The 20,680-nt window shown below is 64.2% G+C and carries 24 protein-coding genes and 1 pseudogene; 15 read left to right on the forward strand and 10 right to left on the reverse strand.

Going from position 1 to position 20,680, the window contains the following annotated elements; all coding sequences use genetic code 11:
• Together ACVW16_RS36275 and ACVW16_RS36280 are read left to right on the forward strand one after the other, a co-directional pair.
• The gene (locus ACVW16_RS36275) at positions 1–291 is read left to right on the forward strand and encodes a hypothetical protein (RefSeq protein WP_456735203.1); all 291 of its coding nucleotides are present in this window, start codon (positions 1–3) and stop codon (positions 289–291) included.
• Positions 222–545 (forward strand): annotated as a pseudogene (locus ACVW16_RS36280) (amidohydrolase family protein); the annotation flags it as partial. The gene ACVW16_RS36275 and the pseudogene ACVW16_RS36280, both read left to right, overlap by 70 nt.
• Before the next feature lie 50 nt (positions 546–595).
• Here the strand turns inward: ACVW16_RS36280 and ACVW16_RS36285 are convergent.
• Together ACVW16_RS36285 and ACVW16_RS36290 are read right to left on the reverse strand one after the other, a co-directional pair.
• Positions 596–988: an NUDIX hydrolase gene (locus ACVW16_RS36285; protein ID WP_177243494.1), complete on the reverse strand. Its 393-nt coding sequence runs from the start codon at positions 986–988 to the stop codon at positions 596–598.
• 141 nt (positions 989–1,129) lie between these two features.
• On the reverse strand, positions 1,130–2,245 hold the full coding sequence (locus ACVW16_RS36290) for an AI-2E family transporter (RefSeq protein ID WP_456703646.1): 1,116 nt from the start codon (positions 2,243–2,245) through the stop codon (positions 1,130–1,132).
• Between the two features lie 287 nt (positions 2,246–2,532).
• On the opposite strand from ACVW16_RS36290, the gene ACVW16_RS36295 reads away from it, so the two are divergent.
• The 3 genes from ACVW16_RS36295 to ACVW16_RS36305 all read left to right on the forward strand — a co-directional run bounded on the left by ACVW16_RS36295 (position 2,533) and on the right by ACVW16_RS36305 (position 5,364).
• Positions 2,533–2,760: a hypothetical protein gene (locus ACVW16_RS36295; RefSeq protein ID WP_456703647.1), complete on the forward strand. Its 228-nt coding sequence runs from the start codon at positions 2,533–2,535 to the stop codon at positions 2,758–2,760.
• Positions 2,761–2,919: 159 nt separating this feature from the next.
• Positions 2,920–4,968 (forward strand): acetoacetate--CoA ligase, encoded by a 2,049-nt coding sequence (locus ACVW16_RS36300; RefSeq protein WP_456735204.1) that lies wholly within the window; start codon positions 2,920–2,922, stop codon positions 4,966–4,968.
• Between the two features lie 93 nt (positions 4,969–5,061).
• Complete coding sequence (locus ACVW16_RS36305) at positions 5,062–5,364, forward strand: hypothetical protein (protein ID WP_456703649.1); 303 nt, start codon at positions 5,062–5,064, stop codon at positions 5,362–5,364.
• Positions 5,365–5,369: 5 nt separating this feature from the next.
• On the opposite strand, the gene ACVW16_RS36310 is transcribed toward ACVW16_RS36305, so the two are convergent.
• Positions 5,370–5,609, reverse strand: a complete 240-nt coding sequence (locus tag ACVW16_RS36310; protein WP_456703650.1) for a hypothetical protein — start codon at positions 5,607–5,609, stop codon at positions 5,370–5,372.
• A gap of 365 nt (positions 5,610–5,974) precedes the next feature.
• Here ACVW16_RS36310 and ACVW16_RS36315 point away from each other — a divergent pair, with 365 nt between their 5' ends.
• From ACVW16_RS36315 to ACVW16_RS36335, 5 genes are all read left to right on the forward strand, one after another.
• Positions 5,975–6,562: a formyltransferase family protein gene (locus ACVW16_RS36315; RefSeq protein ID WP_456703651.1), complete on the forward strand. Its 588-nt coding sequence runs from the start codon at positions 5,975–5,977 to the stop codon at positions 6,560–6,562.
• Positions 6,563–6,771: 209 nt separating this feature from the next.
• The gene (locus ACVW16_RS36320; protein WP_456703652.1) at positions 6,772–7,122 is read left to right on the forward strand and encodes a hypothetical protein; all 351 of its coding nucleotides are present in this window, start codon (positions 6,772–6,774) and stop codon (positions 7,120–7,122) included.
• Positions 7,067–7,615, forward strand: a complete 549-nt coding sequence (locus tag ACVW16_RS36325) for a hypothetical protein (protein WP_456735205.1) — start codon at positions 7,067–7,069, stop codon at positions 7,613–7,615. Before ACVW16_RS36320 ends, ACVW16_RS36325 begins: the two co-directional genes overlap by 56 nt.
• 338 nt (positions 7,616–7,953) lie before the next feature.
• Entirely contained in the window at positions 7,954–8,829 is an 876-nt protein-coding gene (locus tag ACVW16_RS36330) for a DMT family transporter (RefSeq protein WP_456705286.1), read from the forward strand.
• 209 nt (positions 8,830–9,038) lie between these two features.
• Entirely contained in the window at positions 9,039–10,445 is a 1,407-nt protein-coding gene (locus tag ACVW16_RS36335; protein ID WP_456735206.1) for a caspase family protein, read from the forward strand.
• Between the two features lie 255 nt (positions 10,446–10,700).
• On the opposite strand, the gene ACVW16_RS36340 is transcribed toward ACVW16_RS36335, so the two are convergent.
• Both ACVW16_RS36340 and cysK read right to left on the reverse strand, forming a co-directional pair.
• The gene (locus tag ACVW16_RS36340; protein ID WP_092234811.1) at positions 10,701–10,940 is read right to left on the reverse strand and encodes a BrnA antitoxin family protein; all 240 of its coding nucleotides are present in this window, start codon (positions 10,938–10,940) and stop codon (positions 10,701–10,703) included.
• Between the two features lie 3 nt (positions 10,941–10,943).
• The gene (cysK, locus tag ACVW16_RS36345; RefSeq protein ID WP_456703655.1) at positions 10,944–11,921 is read right to left on the reverse strand and encodes a cysteine synthase A; all 978 of its coding nucleotides are present in this window, start codon (positions 11,919–11,921) and stop codon (positions 10,944–10,946) included.
• A 223-nt stretch (positions 11,922–12,144) separates the two neighbouring features.
• Here cysK and ACVW16_RS36350 point away from each other — a divergent pair, with 223 nt between their 5' ends.
• Positions 12,145–12,363, forward strand: coding sequence for a hypothetical protein (locus tag ACVW16_RS36350; RefSeq protein WP_456703656.1), 219 nt, complete (start codon positions 12,145–12,147; stop codon positions 12,361–12,363).
• 1 nt (position 12,364) lies between these two features.
• Here the strand turns inward: ACVW16_RS36350 and tgt are convergent, their stop codons facing one another.
• On the reverse strand, positions 12,365–13,498 hold the full coding sequence (gene tgt, locus ACVW16_RS36355) for a tRNA guanosine(34) transglycosylase Tgt (protein WP_456738590.1): 1,134 nt from the start codon (positions 13,496–13,498) through the stop codon (positions 12,365–12,367).
• Between the two features lie 201 nt (positions 13,499–13,699).
• Between tgt and ACVW16_RS36360 the strand changes: the two genes are divergently transcribed.
• The 4 genes from ACVW16_RS36360 (at position 13,700) to ACVW16_RS36375 (ending at position 17,908) form a co-directional block, all read left to right on the forward strand.
• The gene (locus ACVW16_RS36360; protein WP_456703657.1) at positions 13,700–14,881 is read left to right on the forward strand and encodes a patatin-like phospholipase family protein; all 1,182 of its coding nucleotides are present in this window, start codon (positions 13,700–13,702) and stop codon (positions 14,879–14,881) included.
• A 147-nt stretch (positions 14,882–15,028) separates the two neighbouring features.
• Positions 15,029–15,775 carry a TetR/AcrR family transcriptional regulator gene (locus ACVW16_RS36365; RefSeq protein ID WP_456703658.1) on the forward strand — a complete coding sequence of 249 codons (747 nt, stop codon included), beginning with the start codon at positions 15,029–15,031 and terminating at the stop codon, positions 15,773–15,775.
• Positions 15,776–16,043: 268 nt separating this feature from the next.
• A complete protein-coding gene (locus ACVW16_RS36370; RefSeq protein WP_456705287.1) occupies positions 16,044–16,649 on the forward strand; it encodes a PepSY domain-containing protein in 606 nt (201 codons plus the stop codon).
• 221 nt (positions 16,650–16,870) lie between these two features.
• A complete protein-coding gene (locus tag ACVW16_RS36375) occupies positions 16,871–17,908 on the forward strand; it encodes an aspartate-semialdehyde dehydrogenase (RefSeq protein ID WP_456738591.1) in 1,038 nt (345 codons plus the stop codon).
• A gap of 117 nt (positions 17,909–18,025) precedes the next feature.
• Here the strand turns inward: ACVW16_RS36375 and queA are convergent, their stop codons facing one another.
• The 4 genes from queA to ACVW16_RS36395 form a co-directional block, all read right to left on the reverse strand.
• Positions 18,026–19,099 (reverse strand): tRNA preQ1(34) S-adenosylmethionine ribosyltransferase-isomerase QueA, encoded by a 1,074-nt coding sequence (queA, locus tag ACVW16_RS36380; protein ID WP_456703660.1) that lies wholly within the window; start codon positions 19,097–19,099, stop codon positions 18,026–18,028.
• 122 nt (positions 19,100–19,221) lie between these two features.
• Entirely contained in the window at positions 19,222–19,686 is a 465-nt protein-coding gene (locus ACVW16_RS36385; protein WP_456703661.1) for a peptidylprolyl isomerase, read from the reverse strand.
• Positions 19,683–20,093, reverse strand: a complete 411-nt coding sequence (locus ACVW16_RS36390) for a hypothetical protein (protein ID WP_456703662.1) — start codon at positions 20,091–20,093, stop codon at positions 19,683–19,685. The genes ACVW16_RS36385 and ACVW16_RS36390 overlap by 4 nt, the downstream gene beginning before the upstream one ends.
• Positions 20,094–20,101: 8 nt before the next feature.
• Entirely contained in the window at positions 20,102–20,677 is a 576-nt protein-coding gene (locus ACVW16_RS36395; RefSeq protein ID WP_456703663.1) for a peptidylprolyl isomerase, read from the reverse strand.
• Between the last annotated feature and the right edge of the window lie 3 nt (positions 20,678–20,680).

Raw genomic sequence — 20,680 nt, forward strand, 5'->3', positions numbered from 1 at the left:
ATGAAGCGTACCCTGATCCACTCAGCCACGATCATTACCATGGACGATCGCATCGGCGATGTCGGGGATGGTGACGTGCTGGTCGAGGACGGGCGGATCGCTGCAGTGCGGCCGGGTATCGACGCCGCGGACGCCGAGATCGTCGATGGGCGCGGCGGTACCGTCATTCCCGGTCTCGTCAATGCCTATATGCACACCTGGCAGACGGCGCTGCGCGGGTGGAGGCACTGGCTTGGGTCACAACTTCGGGCGCCCGCATGCTCGGCCGCGAAAGCGAGATCGGCTCGCTGACGCCGGGGAAACGCGCTGATCTCGTGATCATCGATGCCGACGATCTCAATCTCTTCCCGGTCCACGATCCCGTTTCATCAGTGGTGATGCAGACGAGCCTCGCCAATATCGACGCAGTGATGATCGGCGGCAGCTGGAAGAAGCGGAACGGAAAGCTGCTGCTCGACGGGCTGGCGCAGAAGAAGGAATACCTCGCGCAATCCGGCCAGCGGCTGGTGCGGGAGATCGAACGACAAGGGCGCGCCGCAGGATAGCGGCCGATGCGGCCGGACCGGACGATTTGTCACACCCACGGGACCCGAGCTCAGCCCCGCCGCGGCTTCCTCGGAAACAGGCGATCCCTGATGTAGCGCGACGTCGCGGTCAGACGGATTCCGCGCGGCTTCTGCCAGGCGGCGCGGTCGAGCTCCTTCTTGTCGCCGATCGCCAGGCGGCCCTTGGCGCTTTTGGCGATGAAGATCGCATCGCTCATCTTGCGCCCCGAGCGCTTGTTCTTGGCTGTCACTTCCTTCCAGAGGCTGATCCTGCCGAGCTTCAGCTTCGGCAGTTCCTCCCTGATCTCGCGGCGCAGGCAATCCTTGTCGGATTCCCGTGCACGCTTGCGGCCGCCCGGAAACATCCACAGACCGTCCGACCGTCGCCTGACCAACAGAACCTTGCCGCGTTTTGCGGCAACCAGCTTGGAAGACTTCGCCATACCTGTCGTAAACCGAGAAAAAGAATCTGGCGCCATCGTAACTTGTCTATGTCATGAGACAAGTTCCATGGGGGCGCCGCGTCCCGGCGCCATCCCCAATTGTCCACATCCTGCAAATTGGGTTTGACCAGCGAGGCGCCGTCAGGACTCGTCGGCTGGAGGAAATCCGGCTGCAGGCAATTCGGCTGCCCGCTTCTCCGCCGTCCCGATCCATGCGGCCGCCATTTCCCACGCCACCGACAGGATGATCGGCCCGATGAACAGGCCGACGATGCCGTGGGCAAGCGTTCCGCCGATCACGCCGACGAAGATCACGATGGTCGGCGTGTTGAGACCGCGTCCCATCACGAGCGGCTTCAACATGGTGTCGATGAAGCCGACGACGACGAAGAATACGGTGAGCACCAGCGCCGTGGTGACATCCTTGGCGGTCCAGATCCAGATGATGACGGGCAGCAGCACGAGGAACGCACCGATCTGCACGATCGACAACAGCAGCACGATGAAGGCGAGCAGGCCCGCGCTCGGCACGGACGCGAGCTTGAAGCCGATGCCCGCGAGCAGCGCCTGCACGATGGCGACGCCGATCACGCCTTGCGCAACGGCGCGGATGGTGGCGCCGCCAAGCTCGAGAAAGTGCTCGCTCTGCTCTGGCACGATGCGCGACAGGAAACCGCGCCCCGCCGCAACCAGCCGGGGCCCGTGCGGAAACAGGAAGCCGGCGACGAACACCGAGACCAGGAATTGCAGCGTACCGAGGCTGGCATCGCCAGCCAGCGATAGCAGCGGCCCCGCCAGCGGCTGCAGATAGGGCGCGACCTCGCGCAGCACTGCGCGGATGTTGTTGTAGGCCTGGTCCCACAGCTCGAACAGCGTCGGACCGATCAGCGGCCATGACTTGATCTGCTCTGGAGCCGACTGCAGCGCGAGATCACCCGTGGCCAGCTGGTGCGCCAGCTCCCTCCCCCCGTCCACGGCGCTCACGCCGAGCCATGTCGCCGGACCGAGGACAATGCCGAGGGTGATCAAGGTCAGGATGACGGCCGCGGTCTTGGGCCGCCCGCCCAGGATCCTGGCGACCCAGCTGAACGCCGGATAGAACGCGACCGCGAGCACGAAGCTCCAGGCCAGAATCGGCACGAACGGCCGAATGATCAGGAATGTCCAGATGATCAGCAGCGCCAACAGGCCGAGCCGGATCACGAGCTGGATGACGTCTTCGCCCGTCAGCAGTTGACGCAGACTTTTCACAGGCACGGCTTTCCTTGCGGCCTCAACGCGGGTTCCGGCACTTGCGCGGGCCCCGCGTTATTGCCAGCCCCGGGCCGGGCGTCAAGACGAGCGGGAGCCCAAGGGCGCGCCCGGACCGGCGGGACTGCGCGATCCGGACTGAGAGGCGGCGCCAAACGAGCAAATCTGCAATATCTGCCCCCGACCGGGGTTTGCCTAACGACGATTAACCGGATTTCGCTGGGTAGGTTTACGCCGAGGCAAAGGCTCGCATCTACGCTTCACGCCAGGTCCTCGAATACACTTGCGGTGCAATGGCCAACAGCATCTGGACGATCGAAGAATTCACCTGCCCCGGTTGCAGCATGACCTACACCGCGACCCGGGAGGAACATGCCGAGCCGCATTCAGGCCAATTCAAATGCAGCATTTGCAGCGGCTTGGTACACAGCTGGTCCGGCAAGCATCATTTCTTCGGCTGGCAGGCGGTGAAGACCAGGCCGCCGGTGTTCGGGAGACGATGGGCGGGCGTAGGGTGGTAGGCCGAGCTTCTCCGTCATTCGTCCAAGCAGCCGCGTTCTCGGCGCTCTACAGCGTGCGCTGATCCAACTCTCGCTCAACGCTGTTAACGAGAACTGCGGCTTCTGCTGCGCGTCGACACCGGTTAGGCTCCCTCTCTCCGTAACCGCACCCGACCCGCAATGACCGCTCCTTTCGTCGCCCAGATCGCCCTCTATCGTGACTGGCTCGCCCAGCAGCGCGGCCTCACCTTCGCCAATTACGAGCAGATGCGGCAATGGTCGGTGCGCGATCTCGACGGTTTCTGGCGGAGCATCTGGGACTATTACGATCTGCAATCGCCGACGCCGTTTGCGGCCGTCATCACCGAGCGCAAGATGCCCGGCGCGATCTGGTTTCCCGGCGCCCAAGTGAACTACGCACGGCAGGTGTTCCGGCATGTGGACGCGGCGCACGCCGCCGGCCTGCCCGCGATCGTCAGCAGCGGTGAGGATGGCAAGCTCGCCGAGACCAGCTGGCCAGAATTGCGGCGCAAGGCGGCCGCGCTCGCGCTGCATCTGAAGGACCGGGGTATCAAGCCGGGCGACCGTGTCGCGGCCTATCTGCCGAACATCCCCGAGACCATCATCGCATTTCTCGCGAGCGCCAGCATCGGTGCCATCTGGAGCCTCTGCGCCCCTGATATGGCCGCGCCCGCAGTGATCGACCGTTTCAAGCAGATCGAGCCAAAGGTGCTGATCGCCTGCGATGCCGTCACCTATGCCGGCCACAGCCATGACCGCAAGGACGTCGTCGCCGAGCTGCGGCGATCACTGCCGACGGTCGAGCATGTCATCTTGCACAGCGAGGCCGTCGCGCCATCCGCACGGGAGGCCCTGCTCTCCGACATCACCACAAGGGCGGGAGATGCTGTCGACGCGTTCGAGCCGATGTGGCTGCCGTTCGATCATCCGCTCTGGATCGTCTATTCCAGCGGCACCACGGGCCTGCCGAAGCCGATCGTGCACGGCCATGGCGGTATCCTCATCGTGGTGCTGGCGCTGCTCGGCCTGCACAACGACATCGGCTGCTCCTATCACCCAAACTCGTTCGGCGAACGCTATCACTGGTACTCTTCGACCGGCTGGATCATGTGGAACTCACAGGTCGGCGGCCTGCTGAGCGGCACCACCTGCTGCATTTTCGACGGCAGTCCGGGCGGTCCCAAGGACAGGCCGGATTGGTCCACGCTGTGGCGCTTCGTGGCGCGGTCGAAAGCGACCTTCTTCGGCGCAGGCGCGGCGTTCTTTGCCAATTGCGCCAAAGCGGACATCGATCTCACCGCCGCCGGCGATCTGGCGCAACTGCGCTGTCTCGGCTCGACCGGTTCGCCGCTCAGCGCCGATACACAAACCTGGTTCAACGATCGTTTCGCAGGCTTGTCGACGATCAACGGCAGCAAGGCGCAAGCCGATATCTGGTGGGCGAACATTTCCGGCGGCACCGACTTCGCCGGCGCCTTCATCGGCGGCAACAGAGAACTGCCGCAGACGCCGGGCGCGATGCAGTGCCGCCTGCTGGGCGCTGCCGTCGAAGCCTTCAGCGAACAGGGTCGTGCCGTGATCGACGAGGTCGGCGAACTCGTCTGCACCGAGCCGATGCCGTCGATGCCGCTCTATTTCTGGAACGACAAGGGCAATGCGCGCTATCGGGCGAGCTATTTCGAGACCTATCCGGACAATTTCGACGGCAGCGGCCGCGGACCGGTGTGGCGGCACGGCGACTGGCTCAAGGTCAATCCAGATGGTTCGTGCGTGATCTACGGCCGCAGCGATGCCACCATCAACCGGCACGGCCTGCGCATGGGCACCAGCGAACTCTATTCCGCGATCGAGGCGCTCCCGGAGGTGCTCGACAGCCTCGTCGTCGACCTCGAATATCTCGGCCGCGACAGCTACATGCCGCTGTTCGTGGTGCTCCGTGAGGGTGTCGTTTTCGACGGCGCGATGCAGGCCAAGATCAACAAGGCGATCGAGGCCGGGCTGTCCCGCCGCTTCCTGCCCAACGAGATTTTTGCCGTCGCCGAGATCCCTCGCACGCTCTCGGGCAAGAAGCAGGAGCTGCCGATCAAGAAGCTGCTGCTCGGCCAGCCCGTCGAAAAGGTCATCAACAAGGAGGCCATGGCCAATCCGGCCTGCCTCGACTGGTATCTCGCCTTCGCGCGCGACTATCTGGCACGAACGGCGGCGTGACGGACGATCGCCTCAATTGCGCCTGTCACGTTTGGACTCCGTTCACCGATCGTCGCTAGATCGGACAGGATCTTCCGCAACGAAAAATGTGCCATGGCCGATCTCAACGCCGTCATCACCAGGCTCAATGACCGCCTGCTCCGCCTCGAGGGCGAGCTGTTCGTGCTGCGCTCGCTGGCGCGCGCGACGCTGACCGCCGGGGACGACCACGGCGCGCGCATGCGCAAGCTGGTCGAAGCCGCGAAGATCGCGCTCGACGACGAGGCGAAGCGCGAGCTCGACAAGCCCACGCGCAAATATGTCGATGCGGCAACGGCGCTGGTGGAGGAGTTGCTCGAGGAGCCGACCGCGGCGCGGCCACTGTTCACCGTGATCCAGGGTGGCCGGCGCGACTGAGCGCGTCAGGTCGGACGTGTCGTGCCATCGTCGGTGGATTCAGCAATGAGCCGGCTGAGGCCTTCCTCGATGATCGCGATCTCCTCGTCGATCTTGTCGATCGGGACGCTGAAATCGTACCGGCCTGACGACCTGCTCTTCAGATCGACCGCGAGCCGCTGCCTGTGCATCATCAGCTCGTCGAGGCCGCGGCGGTTCTTCAGCCGCACATAGGCATCCACGATCTGCTCAATTGCACTTGGCATGAAACGGGTCCCGGCAAAAATGCCGGCGCGGCGCACCCACGCCGGCGAGACATTTTTGGTGTCGCGGTACGCGATACAAATCCGCGACGGATCCGTCGATACGACAGCAAGGTTGAAAACGCGTTACCGTTTGATGATTCCTGATGGCGCGCTCAAAAAAGCCGGGTTCGCCCTGGCCGCGGGGCATCGCAGGTCGCAATGATTTCCCGGGAGCACCGGAAGGGCCAGCTGCGCAATCGCGGATTCATCGCAGCCCGCTGCCCCCGCGCATTGTTGATAACCGGCGCAAATGCCGTGCAGGTGGTGACAGGGCGGCCTGACGTGTTATCGGGGGATGACGTAGCTGCGAGACGGATCAGACACCCATGCGCATTACCCTCGTCGGCTCCCGCCATTTCGGCGTGACCACCCTGAACATGCTCCGCGAACACGGCGTCGGTGTCGTGCGGGTCGTGGTTGCCGATGCGGACGACCGCTTGGCCGCAACCGCCAAGGCCGCCGGAATCGAGGTGGTGGTGCAGGCCAATCCGAAGTTGGTGGTCGCCTCCGAAATCGCCCCTGACACTGATCTGATCATCACCGCCCACAGCCACGCCCGGATCGGCAAGGACGCGCTGGCAGCCAGCAAGCTCGGGGGGATCGGCTATCACCCCTCGCTGCTGCCGCGCCATCGCGGCAAGGCCGCGGTGGAATGGACCATCAAGGAAGGCGATCCGATCGCCGGCGGCACGATCTATCACCTCGCCGACCGCATGGACGCCGGCGCCATCGCTGCCCAGGACTGGTGCTTCGTGAGGAAGGGCGAGACCGCCCGCGAGCTCTGGGAGCGTGCGCTGGCACCGCTCGGCCTCAAGCTGCTGGCCGATGTGATCGACTACGCGAAGGTTCACAAGACCTTGCCGTCGAAGCCGCAGGACGAGCAGTTCGCGACCTCCGCGCCGAGTCTGTCTTGAACAAGTCTGTCGTGAGTCGGTCCCGACCTGCGACCGACGTTAAGGATTAACGTCAGGCGGCCTTGATTCCACTTCGAAAATCGGAACCCGGAACGCAAATAAACCATTGTTTCCAAAGGAACAATTTTCGACTTTGCAGCGCACCAAACTTCCGTCACATTTGGCCCGAATAACGGTCAGCATATCAGACACATTCAAGGACGGGATTCATGCGTTTTGGTCGCATCGCGGCGTTCTGTGCCGCTTCAGTTTTTATTGCCGCCCTCGCCGCCCCGGCGATCGCCCAAACCCCCTTTGACGGCAATTGGCAGGTCACCATCGTGACCAAGACCGGCTCTTGCGAGCCGACCGCGAGCTCCATGCTGACGGTTGCCGACGGCAAGATCACGGCGCCCGGTGCTAACGTTTCCGGCACCATCGGCAGTGGGGGTCTTGTTAAAGTTTCGATCAATGGTGCATATGCTAACGGTCAACTCAGCGGCAACGCCGGATCGGGGAAGTGGAATGGAGCATCTGCAGGCATACCGTGCAGCGGGCGATGGGAAGCATCGCGCCAATAAGCAATTCTGGACTAATTTCCCCAACCGGCGGCTGCTCATGGCGGCCGCCGTTTTGTTTGTGACAGCTGTTGCCACCAGTTCGGAGAGCAAGGCGCAGGCGGGTCCCTTCGCGCCACTGGCGGGCACCTGGAGCGGTGTCGGCACGGTCACCCTGGATGACGGCTCGACCGAGCGGATCCGCTGCCGCGCCAAATACGCCCCGGTCGGCCCCACCATGGAGATGTCGCTGACCTGCGCCAGCGATGCCTATAAGTTCAACCTCGGCGCCGACGTGAAGGCTGAGGGCGGCGCCATCGCCGGCAGCTGGAGCGAGACCAGCCGCAACATCAGCGGCGCACTGCAGGGCCGCGGTGCCGGCGGCAATTACGAACTGGTCGCCTCGACCGCCGGCTTCAACGCCAACATCTCGCTGAAGACCTCCGGCAACAAGCAGAGCGTGAGGATGCGCGCCGACAGCCAGTTCCGCGGCGCCGACATCACGCTGTCGCGCTAAGCCCCGTACGGATTCTGCTCAAAGGACCCGGCGACACATCGCCGGGTCCTTTTTATGCGTTCACCTGTTTATGCGTTCACCTGGGTCGCCGTGCCAGGCTCGCAATTGCCCGCCTCCTCGCCCCCCGGTCTGCGCGGCCCGCTCGATGCTGCGGCCCGGCCCCTTCCACGACCGGGCCATGCAAGATGCGGATGAGGACGTCCTCCCGTTTTGTCGTTGTTCGCCGATGCCTTAGCACCCCGTCTTGCATCGCTGCATCGGCAGATTTGGCCGTTGCAAACACCGGCGATGTCGCCGATACCGACCGTCCCGCAAGTTTCATCTCCAGCACCCGCCCGATGAGCACGACACCGTCCAAACCGATGGCCGCACTGTGGATGGCCGGCTGGCTGTCACTGATGCTGATCATGGCGGTCGCGGGCCGCGAGACCACGCGCGATCTGAACGTCTTTGAGATCATGGAAGTTCGCTCGCTGATCGGCTTCACGCTGCTTCTGCCGATCATTTACCGCTCCGGGGGCTTCAAGGCGGTCGCGACCAAACGCCTGCCCCAGCACCTCGCCCGCAACGGAGTCCATTATTTCGCGCAGCTCGGCTGGTTCTACGCACTGACGCTGATCGGCATCGGCCAGGTCGTCGCGATCGAATTCACGATGCCGATCTGGACCGCGCTGCTCGCCGCGACCTTCCTGTCCGAGCGCATGACCCCTTGGAAGATCGGCGCCATCGTGCTCGGCATCGTCGGTGTCGTCATGATCGTGCGCCCCGCGACGGGTGAGATCAATCCGGGTCAGTTGATCGCGCTTGCGGCCGCGATCGGCTTCAGCATCTCCATGGCCTTGGCGAAATCGCTGACACGGACCGAAAGCGCCTTGGCGATCCTGTTCTGGATGGTCGTGGTGCAGATGGTCGTCGGCCTGGTGCCGACCCTCTACGTCTGGACCTCGCCGTCGGCCTATCTGTGGGGCTGGCTGTTCGTCATCGGCGTCTGCGGCACTTTTTCGCACTATTGCCTCGCCAGCGCGCTGCGCTACGCCGACGCCACCATTGTGGTTCCCATGGATTTCCTACGGGTTCCCCTCACCGCCACTGCTGGCTGGCTCCTGTATTCCGAACGGCTCGACGTCTGGACCGTGCTCGGCGCGGCGCTGATCCTGTTCGGCAATCTCTTGAATTTGAAGCCGATAGCTCCGGTTCCAGCTCACGCGCAATGAACCTGGGCGCGGCCTGACGCGACAGATCAAGGCGGTCGAGCGTGACTTGGATCACGTTGGAGGGGCCTTCCAGCGGGCACACTTGGCCACAGAGCATCGGGTTGGGTGAGTAGTGGGTCAGTCGTTTTGCTGGCGCGAGGTCGGGCACTTTCGTGTAGCTTCGGCACCAATTTGTTGCTGCTGTCATTCGATTCTGCTGGGGATTTCAGATGCGCACTCTCACCATCATCGTTTCGCTCATGTGCATGGCGCTGTCGGTTAGCGCCGCCAAGGCCGACCGCCGCGTCGCTTTCGTCGTCGGCAACGGCGCCTACAGGAACGTCGCGCAATTGCCGAACCCGCCGATCGACGCCAGGGCGATGGCGTCGACGCTGCGGAATGTCGGATTCGACGTGATCGAAGGATCGAACCTGTCCCGCGACCAGATGACCGAGAAGCTGCTCGAGTTCGGTCGCAAGGCCCAGGGCTCCGACATTGCCGTTTTCTATTACGCTGGCCATGGCATCGCCGTCGGCGGCACCAATTATCTCCTGCCCATCGATGCCGACATCAAGTCGGAGATGGACGTCAAGCTGGGCGCCGCCATCAACATCGACCTGACGCTCGACCAGACCATGGGCGATGCCAAGGTCAAGCTGGTGTTCCTCGACGCCTGTCGCGACAATCCGTTCGCTGCCAAGATCAAGTCGAACTCCGCGACCCGCAGCGTCAATGTCGGCAGCGGTCTCGCGGAGATGAAATCCGGCGAAGGCACGTTGATCGCTTTCGCCACCGGCCCGGGCCAGACCGCGCTTGACGGTCAGGAGGGCAACAACAGCCCCTTCACCCGCGCGCTGATCGACAACATCACGAAGCCGGGCGTCGAGATCCAGCAGGCGATGACCTCGGTGCGCGCACAGGTGAATGAGGAGACCCACAAGGGCCAGCTGCCCTGGGGCCATACCAATCTGATCGGCGCCGTCTACCTCAACCAGGCGCCGACGACCCAGGTTGCCACCGCGGCACCGACGGCCACCGCGGCGCCGACCGCGGGGGCCGGCAACTCCGAAGCAGAAGTCGAGTTCTGGCGCTCGGTGAAGGAATCCAACAAGCCGGAAGAGCTCAACGCCTACCTCTCCGCTTATCCCAACGGCCAGTTTAAGCCGCTGGCCATGGCGCGGCTCGCGGCCATCCAGAATGGCCCGTCGACCACGACCCGCAATCTCAATGCGGGCGTCGATCCCGCGACCTTCACCGATGAGGCCAGCCAGCTCACCGAGGATCAGATCGGCCTCGACAAGGGCCAGCGTCGCGACGTGCAGCGGCGCCTCAACGGACTCGGCTTCGATACCAAGGTATCAGGCGTGTTCAACGACGAGACCCGCTCGGTGTTGAAGCGCTGGCAAGCCGCCCGCGGCTATCCGTCGACGGGCTTCCTCAACAAGCTCCAGCACAAGGCCCTGCTCTCCGAGATCGTCGCCTCGACGACAACCGCCAGCGAAGACAGCCCGAAGCCGGCCCGGCGCGCCGCTCCCCAGAGCGCGCCTGCCCCCCGCCACAGCGGTGGCGGCGATGCCGGCGCGGCCTTCATGGGCGGCGTGGTCGGCGGCATGATGGGCGGCATGTTCCGCCGCTGAATCGCGACAAACAGAAAAGCCCGGCTCGCGCCGGGCTTTTCTTTGCTCGCCGCAGTCACGGCAGAATGACGTGCTTCCGCACACTCCGTCCTTGCGAGCGTAGCGATGCAATCCAGAATCTCTCCGCGGCAACAAGCTGGATTGCTTCGTCGCAAGGGCTCCTCGCAATGACGAGGAGAGAAATGTGCCTCGCGCGGACGTCACAGCTCACGGGTGGACACGCCTCCGAGACGCGCGACCACACTTGAACGGCGCCTACTTCCCTGCCGCTTTGCGCAGCGCCTCGTTGATGCGGTCCTGCCAGCCGGGGCCGCCCGCCTGGAAATGCTCGAGCACGTCCTGATCGATGCGCAGCGTGACCTGCTCCTTGATGCCTGGCGCCACGTTCTGCTTCGGCGGCGCCGCGGCGACCTTGGCCGTCACCTTCTTGAACGCTGCCTCGGCTTCCGACCGCGCATCGCCCAGCGTGCGCGGCCGTCTCGGTTGATCCGTCATCTCTCAGATTCCTTCAAACAGAACTGTGGAAAGATAACGCTCGGAGAAGGATGGCACGATAGCCAAAATGGTTTTTCCCGCGGCTTCCGGCCGCTTGCCGATCTCGAGCGCGGCCGCAATCGCAGCTCCAGCGGAGATGCCGCCCGGAATGCCCTCATGCCGCGCCAGCGCCCGCGAGGTCTCGATCGCGGTCGTCGAGTTGATCTTCACGATCTCGTCGATCACGGAGCGGTCGAGAATGTCCGGCACGAAGCCGGCGCCTATGCCCTGGATCTTGTGCGGCGTGTGCTGGCCGCCCGATAGCACCGGGCTCTCTTCCGGCTCGACCGCGACCACGCGCAGCGACGCCTTGCGCGGCTTCAGGACCTGACCGACGCCGGTGATGGTGCCGCCGGTCCCGACGCCGGCGACGAAGAAGTCGATGTTGCCTGACGTGTCGTTCCAGATCTCTTCCGCCGTGGTGCGGCGATGCACCTCGGGGTTGGCGAGGTTCTTGAACTGCTGCGGCATCACCGAGTTCGGCGTCGTCTTCAGGAGTTCTTCGGCCGCGGCGATCGCGCCTTTCATGCCCTGGGCGGCCGGCGTCAGCACCAGCTCGGCGCCGAGGAAGGCGAGCATCTTGCGCCGCTCGATCGACATGGATTCCGGCATGACCAGCTTCAACCGGTAACCGCGGGAGGCCGCGACATAGGCGAGCGCGATACCGGTATTGCCGGATGTCGGCTCGATCAGCACGGTGTCGGGCTTGATGATGCCGGCCTTCTCCATCGCGATGATCATGGCCGCGCCGATGCGGTCCTTCACGCTCGCGGCCGGATTGAAATATTCAAGTTTTGCCAAAAGCGTCGCGTTCACGCCGTGCATGACCGGCAGCCGGCGCAAGCGCACGATCGGCGTGTCGCCAAAAGCCTCGACGATCGACGAGTAGATTCGGCCGCGGCCGGGTTGGTGCGCTGCACCCGTGTTGGACGATACGTCCATGATGGACTCCCTGTGGCGACGATTTGCGCTCCTATCGCAGCGCATGCGCAGTTACGGACAGCTTTTGACGACACGCAAGCTGCAATGCGGCACATTTCAAATACGCTGCATCGCAAAATCGCGTGAGCTGTAATTAGCAGAAAACCAACGCATTTGTGTTGCGACCTCGTCAACTGATTCGGCTTATGTTAGACTTAGGTCTCGAAGCAGGGAGGTCACCACGATGTCAGCTGCCGCTGAAGTGTTGTCGACCGTAGCATCAAGGCGTAATCCGCGCTGCAGCGAGTTGCCGAGCTGTCCTGTGTGCGCCGACTCCATGGTCGCCGCCGAAGCCTCGGCCTACGTCTCGGACCACATGATCAGCTATCTCTGGACCTGCGACAATTGCGGCTACGGTTTCGTGACCAAGCATGCGGTCAAGCAGCGGATCGTGTGCAATTAATCTAGCGCGGGGCGATGTCGCCCCTCGCCCAGTCCTCGCGTGTACGCTGGTAGAACTCGTCGAAGGTTCCGTGCCCGATCGCGTCCCTGATGCCCTGCATCAGGAACTGGTAGTAGGCAATATTGATTTCGGACAACAGCATCGCCCCCAGCGTCTCGCCCGCCTTGACGAGATGGTGCAGGTAGGCGCGTGCGTAATTCCGCGCTGACGGCCACGGACTCTCTTCGTCGAGTGGACGCGCATCGTCGGCGTGGCGTGCGTTACGCAAGTTCACCTGGCCGAAGCGCGTGAACGCGACTCCGTGGCGCCCGTTGCGCGTCGGCATCACGCAATCGAACATGTCGACGCCGCGCTTCACCGCCTCGAGAATGTCGTCGGGCGTGCCGACGCCCATCAGATATCGCGGCCGGTCGCTCGGCAGCGCCGGCGCGGTCTCGTCGATCATCGCCAGCATCACCGCCTGCGGCTCGCCGACGGCAAGGCCGCCGATCGCATAGCCGTGGAAGCCGATCTCGACGAGCCCCTGTGCGCTGGCGTGTCGCAGCTGGGGCACGTCGCCGCCCTGCACGATGCCGAACAGCATGTAGCCGTCCGGTGCGCTCTCGAACGCGCGCTTGCTTCGTTCGGCCCAGCGCAACGACAGCAGCATCGCGCGCTCGATGTCGTCGCGCTCGGCCGGCAGCCGCACGCATTCGTCCATCTGCATCGCGATGTCGGAGCCCAGACGGCGCTGCACCTCGATCGAACGCTCCGGCGATAGCTCGACCTTGGCGCCGTCGATATGCGAGCGGAAGGTCACGGCATGCTCACTGACCTTGCGCAGATCAGACAACGACATCACCTGGAAGCCGCCGGAATCCGTCAGCATCGGCCCGTTCCACCCCGTGAATCGCTGCAAGCCGCCGAGCGCGTGGATGCGCTCCGCGCCGGGACGCAGCATCAGATGATAGGTGTTGCCCAGCACGATATCTGCGCCGGCATCACGCACCTCGCGCCAGTGCATGCCCTTCATGGCGCCGGCGGTGCCGACCGGCATGAAGGCAGGAGTCCGCACCACACCATGCGGCGTGGTCAGGCGGCCGGTGCGGGCGGCGCCATCGGTGGCGAGCAGTTCGAAATGATTGGGCAGATTCATGGCGGTGCTTATTGCGTGTCGGGCGAGACCGATCAACCCGCTCGGCCGCAATGTTCCAGACTGGGACACCGGTGACGCGGACGTGATGCGCGTCACCTCGCAAAATAAAACGATACAGTATAGTTTAATACCGGGGCCTGAAACGAGAAGCCGCGGCAAGTTGCCAGCGGCTGCAGATCCGTGATCGTCAGCCACCGACCAATGCCCCTCCCCACATGCCGGACGGATACGTCCGCCGCCTCCGATGGCTGGACCAAGCGGACAGCCGCCCAGCTGATCAGATCGCTGGCACTCGCGTGCAGCCTGGCGCTCGCCGCCTGTACCTCGCTCCCCCGCACGCCCTATACGGCTGCCGATGCCGGCGCATCGCGCGTGCTGGATATCGACGGCCTCAGGCGCTACGCCGACGAGCCCATCACGAAGTTCAGCTTCGAGCAGGACGAGGCGACAGGAAGCCGAACCTATCTGGCGCTCTCCGGAGGCGGCGCGGATGGCGCCTATGGCGTCGGCGTGCTGAACGGCTGGACCGCGGCGCGCAAGCGCCCGACCTTCTCCGTCGTATCAGGGGTGAGCACCGGCGGGCTGATCGCGCCGTTTGCGTTCCTCGGACCGCAATATGACGACACGCTTCGGGAGCTCTACACCAGCGGCGTCGCCGAAACCCTGCTGAATGATCCCAGCATCATCCGCGTGCTGTTCGGCTCCGGCCTGTTCGGCAATACACGGCTGCGCGAGCTGGTGGCGCGCTATGTCGGACCCGAGATCATGGCACAAGTCGCGCGCGAGCACGCCAAGGGCCGACGGCTGCTGGTGGTCACCACGGATCTCGACACGCAACGCACCGCGATCTGGGACATGGGCAAGATCGCCGCGGTCGGCACCCCCGAAGCGCTGAAACTGTTTCGCGACGTGATGGCGGCCTCCGCCAGCATCCCGCTGGTGTTTCCGCCGATCCTGATCGAGGCTGAAGGCCAGGGCCACAGGTTTCAGGAGATGCATGTCGATGGCGGCGTGACGGCGCCAGTGCTGACCTTGCCCGAAGCCCTGCTGTTCCAGGGGCGCCTGCCCGGCAACGCCAGGATGGACATCTACATCCTCGTCAACAAGAAGATCGAGCGCAACTTCGAGCTCGTCGCCAACAGCACGATCGACGTCGCCTCACGCAGCCTGTCTGCGATCACCCAATCGCAGACGCGCTCGATCATTTTCTCGACCTACGAGTTCGCCCAGCGCAATCACCTCGGCTTCCACCTCTCCTATATCGAGCGCGACTATCCTGCGCCGCCGTCCGAAGGTTTTGACACCAGCTACATGCGGGCGCTGTACCAGTACGGATACGAGAAAGCGGCCGGCGGCCGGGCCTGGACCGCGCGGATGCCTTGATATCCGCGCAGCGGAACGGCGTCCGTCGGAGACCGTTGACGATACGGCCAATTCGGCCAGAATCGCGATGACGCCCCGGTTGCTGCGCGTTATACAGCAATGCACACTGGCAGGACCGCGCAGGAATCATCGGGCATATCATTGGACATGGGATTGGCTGCGACCAAGACAAGAACGGCGGCACCCCGGCGCGAGGTGTCGAAATCGCGCGGCGGCCGGCCGACGAAAAGCGCCGCGATCGAGCGCGACCAGCGGCTGATCGAGGTCGCCACCCGCCTGTTCCTCGATCGCGGTTTTGAAGCGACCTCACTCGATGCGGTGGCGGAAGCAGCCCGCGTCAGCAAGCCCACAGTCTATTCCCGTTACGGCGACAAGCGCGGCTTGTTTGCCGCCGTGCTCCGCCGCGAGATCGCGCGCTGGCTTGCGCCGCTGTCGGCTGCGGCCGAAACGCAGCTCAGCAGCGCCTCCGATATCTCGGTCGAACAGCGGCTGGTCGAAATCGGGCGCGAGATGTTGACCTTCACCTGCGGACCCGACGCCGTGGCCTTCAGCCGCATGATGACGTCGCAGGCCATCAACTTCCCTGACGTCGCCAAGCTCGGCAAGGAGGAAGGCTGGCTCAAGGCTGTCGCCACCACCGCGCGCTTCTTCGACCATCTGGTGGCGCAAGGCGCACTCGACGTCGACGACACCACGATCGCCGCGGAAGTATTCCTCGACGTCGTCGTCGGCCACACCCACCGCATGGCGACGTTCGGCACGCCGATGGAACTGAAACCCGCCGAGAAGCGGATGCGCGCAGCAATCAAGCTGTTCCTGGCCGGCGCGATCGGTCCTGCCGACCGCGTCCAGGGCGCCGCAAAAGCCCTGCAACGGCGCCGCCCGTCCCGCTGACATTTCCGTGAGATCAGCGATTTGTCACCGGGGGACAATCGTCTCCTTCATTGACCGAAATAAAACGATACGGTATGGTTTTGTTTATAAGGCAGTGCGGGCCGCTTTTTCACCAGCCCCAAAGAGGACCGGACTGCTTAGACCGCCGCGACGGGTGCAGCCCGTCACGACGTTCCGCGGCCGGCCGGTGCCCAAGGTCGGCCGCGATTTCTTTACGAACATCCGGCAAACTTGCTGGTTCAAGGCTTGCCGGCCGAGGGTTTCGAGCATGAGCGCGACAAGACCAGGAATGTACGGGTGGTTGGCGGTCGCCCTCTCGGGGCTGCTCATCGCAGTGCCGGCGCGCGCGACCGTTTCGGCGGGAAGCACGCCCGCCGCCCTGCACAGCGAGACAGATGGTGATGCTGCGGCGGACCGCCAGGCCGTCAGCCGCGAGATCGAGCGTTTCCGCAGCTCCTCGATCTCGATCAGCCAGGCCATGGCGATCGCGGAAGCCCGTCATGCCGGCGCGACGACCGCCGATATCAGCTTCGACGGCGGCTCGGGCGTGCCGGTCTACCGGGTCAAGACGCTGCACAATGACCGGATCTGGCGCTACACCATCAATGCGGAAACCGGCGCGGTCGTGGGCGGCGAAGCTGCCCTGCCCCTGGCTGAGCTGGACCATGACGACCGCAGCAATCTCGCAGCGCTCGGCACCATCACACATCGCCTCGCCGATGCGGTCCGCGTCGCCGAGCAGGCAGCGTCCGGCAAGGCCATCAGCGGCGGGCTGGTGCGCGAGCGAGGACGGCTCAATTTCGCAATCGTCGTCATCAGTGGCGACGACCTCAAGGAGGTCATCCTCGAGCCGCCGGGTGCCCGGGGCAAATAACGCAAACGCCACGATCCCGCCGGAAAGCCATTGACGCACGCCGGACTCTCCCGCATAAGTCGCCGCCATGTTCACGACCACCAAACGCACGACCAAAACCACCACGGCCTTCGGGGCCCGGGGAGGCGTGCGCGCATAGTCGTCGACTAGAAACGCATCAAGCTCTGCCGAAGCCCCGCCCAAGATGGTCCGGGGCTTTTTTGTTGTCTCAATCGATCTCAATGGAGGACAAAGTGAGTAACGATCCCGTCGTCGCGATTGTCGGCGTCACCGGTGCGGTAGGCGCCGAATTCATCGCCACCATGGACAAGCGCGGCTTTCGCGTCGGCAAGCTCAAGGCGCTCGCCAGCGCCCGCTCCGCCGGCAAGACGGTGTCGTTCCGCGGCCAGAACGTCGTCATCGAGGAGCTGACCGAACGCGCCTTTGAAGGCGTCGACATAGCACTGTTCTCCGCCGGCAGCGGCATCTCGAAGAAGTTCGCGCCTGTTGCGGTCAAGGCGGGCGCCGTCGTGGTCGACAATTCCTCCGCCTTCCGCATGGACCCGAACGTTCCGCTCGTCATCCCCGAGGTGAACGGCAACCGCATCCGCGACCACAAGGGCATCATTGCCAACCCGAACTGCGCTGCGATCACCGCACTGGTGCCGCTCTGGCCGATCCACCAGAAGAACCGCATCAAGCGCGTCATCATCTCGACCTACCAGGCAGCCTCCGGCGCCGGCGCGGCCGCGATGGAGGAGCTCGTCGAGTCCACTCGTGCCAATCTCAACGGGCAGGTCTATACGCCGAAGGTGATGCCGCACCCCTACGCCTTCAACCTCTTCAACCACAACACGGCGATCGATCCTGAAACCGGCTACAACGACGAAGAGACCAAGGTCATCAAGGAAACCCGCAAGATCTTCGAGGACGAGACAATTGCGATCGGCGTCACCTGCGTCCGCGTGCCGGTGCTGCGTGCGCATTGCGAGGCCATCACCTTCGAATGCGAGAAGCCGATCAATGAGGATCAGGTCCGCGCCATCATGGCGCGGGCCCCGGGCGTGAAGGTCGTCGACGATCGCGTGAAGAACTACTTCCCGATGCCGATCGACGCCTCGGGCCAGGACGACGTCCTGGTCGGCCGCATCCGCAAGGACCTCAGCGACCCCTCCGGCCATTCGATCTCGATGTTCGTGGCGGCGGATCAGCTGCTCAAGGGCGCCGCGCTGAACGCGGTGCAGATCGCCGAACTGCTGCCGCAGCGGGTGATGGCGTAACGGAAGCGCAGGGTGGGTTAGCCCCGCAGATGCGCAAAGCGCATCTGCTCGGCGTAACCCACCGGCTCCCTATCCGCGGAAACAAAACTGTGGGTTACGCCTTGCGGCTAACCCACCCTACGACTCCGCCTTAAACAACAAACACGCATCGCCATATGAGTAGAACCGATACCCATTTGCGATGGCGTGGGCATACGCGCGCCGCATCGTCTCGAGCCCGGCGAATGCCGACACCAGCATAAACAGCGTCGACTTCGGCAGATGGAAATTCGTCATCAAGACATCGACGGCGCGGAAGCGATAGCCGGGCGTGATGAAGATCGAGGTCTCGGCCGTGAACGGCCGGATGGTGCCGTCCTCGCTCGCCGCGCTTTCGAGCAGCCGCAATGACGTGGTGCCGACGGCGACAATGCGGCCGCCGCTCTTTCGCGCGGCGTTGAGCCTCTCCGCGGTCTGCGCCGAGATCGTGCCCCACTCGGCATGCATCTTGTGGCCGTCGGTGTCATCGACCTTGACCGGCAGGAAGGTCCCTGCCCCGACATGCAGCGTGATGCGATTAACGCCGACGCCGCGCGCGTGCAGCGCGTGCTCCAGCGCGGGCGTGAAATGCAGGCCCGCGGTGGGTGCTGCAACTGCGCCTTCGTTCGCCGCAAACATCGTCTGGTAATCGGAGAGATCCTGATCGTCGGGCGTACGCTTCGAGGCGATATAGGGTGGCAGCGGCGGGCTGCCGAGATCGGCGATGGCCTGATCCAGCGTCGGGCCGTGGAACGAGAATGACAGCGTCACCTCGCCCTCCTCTCCCTTGGCCTCGACCTCGGCATCGAGATGGCCGAGCAGGCAGACCTTGCCTTCGTTGCCGAAGCGGATGTGGTCGCCGGCGACAAGCTTCTTCGCGGGCTTCACCAATGCCTGCCAGCGCGAGCCGTCGAGGCGCTTGATCAGGGTCGCCTCGATCTTCGGCTCGGTCTCGCGGCCGATGCGGCGGCCTCTAAGCTGCGCCGCGATCACCTTGGTGTCGTTGACCACGAGCTGGTCGCCCGGCTTCAGCCAGCGCGGCAACTGGGCGACGGTCTCGTCACGCAGCGCGCCGTTCTCGACGACCAGCATCTTCGCGGATTCGCGCGGCTGCGCCGGGCGCAACGCGATGCGCTCGGGTGGCAGGTCGAAATCGAAGAGATCGGTGCGCATGGTCTCTTATGACGTCATTCCGGGGCGCGCATGGCACGAGCCGGGAATCTCGAGGTTCCCCGGTGCGCAATTGCGCGCCTGAGGTTCGGCTCTACGAGCCGCCCCGGAACGACGACACATGTCTATTCCTTATCGACCGCCATCCGCGCCTTGACGATCTTGTCCGGGTTCTGCACCGGCTCGCCGCGCTTGATCTTGTCGACATTCTCCATGCCCTCGGTGACCTTGCCCCACACCGTGTACTGGTTGTCGAGGAAGCGGGCGTCGTCGAAGCAGATGAAGAATTGGCTGTCACCGGAATCGGGGCTCGCGGCGCGTGCCATCGAGGTGGTGCCGCGCACATGCGGCTCCTTGTTGAACTCGGCCTTGAGCTTCTGGCCCGAGCCGCCGGTCCCGGTGCCATGCGGGCAACCGGTTTGGGCCATGAAGCCGTCGATCACGCGATGGAACACGATGCCGTCGTAGAAACCTTCACGGACCAGCTCCTTGATGCGTGCGACGTGGCCGGGCGCCAGGTCGGGCCGCATCTCGATGGTGACCGGGCCCTGCGTGGTCTCGAGGATCAATGTGTTTTCGGTGACGCTCATGCTCGTCTCTCTTGCGTTGGAGGTGAAGTTTTGCGGCTACGGAACTGGATCGCGAATGGACGTCCCGCGGCGGCGCCGGCCATTGCATCGGTAAATGGCATCGGCGTGCAGCGTTGCAACGCCTCCATTACCGCGATCCGGTATTGCAGCCGGTCATTGTCGGAGGCCCCCGCGGATTCGTAGGTAATCCGTGGATGCCCCAGAATGTTTCCGGAACGGTTAAAGCTCACGACGACGGTGATGTCGAGTGGGCGGGCCTTGTTGGGCGGCGGCGGCTTCCAGCAGGTCTGCAAGCGCTGGAAGAGGTCGTGGAGAGTGTTGACGGGCGCGTCCTCTGCAGCCGCACCCGTGATGCCGAACAGCAGCGCCGCGGCAGCGAACAGGAGTCTGTCGCCACGGCGCGCCATCGTCTCGGCTATTTGATGTCGGAGGCGACCTGCACCTTCACCATCTTGTCGGGATCGGTGACGGTGCCGCTCGGCGAACCGGCCGGCGCCTTTTTCAGCTTGTCGACGACGTCCATGCCCTGCACGACCTCGCCGACCACGGTGTACTGGCCGTCGAGGCTGCCGCCGTCGGCGAACATGATGAAGAACTGCGAATTGGCGGTATCGACGCTGTCCCCGCGCCGAGCCATGCCGACGATGCCGCGGGCGAAATGAACCTTGGAGAATTCCTGCTTCAGGTTCGGATATTTCGAGCCGCCAGTCCCGTTGCCGTTCTGGCCGTCGCCGGTCTGGGCCATGAAGCCGTCCATCACGCGGTGGAACGGCACGTTGTTGTAGAAGCCTTCGCGCGCGAGCTGCTTGAGGCGCTCGGCGTGCTGCGGCGCAAGGTCGGTGCGGAGCTTGATGACGATGCGACCCTTGGTCGTGTCGATGACCAGCGCATTGGCCTTGTCGAGATTGGCCGGCAGCTGCTGCGCCACCGCCGGGACGGCGCCAATGAGCGCGACGAACATCGTGGCAAATATTGCGAGACGACGGATCATGGA

The organism is Bradyrhizobium sp. USDA 4474 (genome assembly GCF_054057515.1).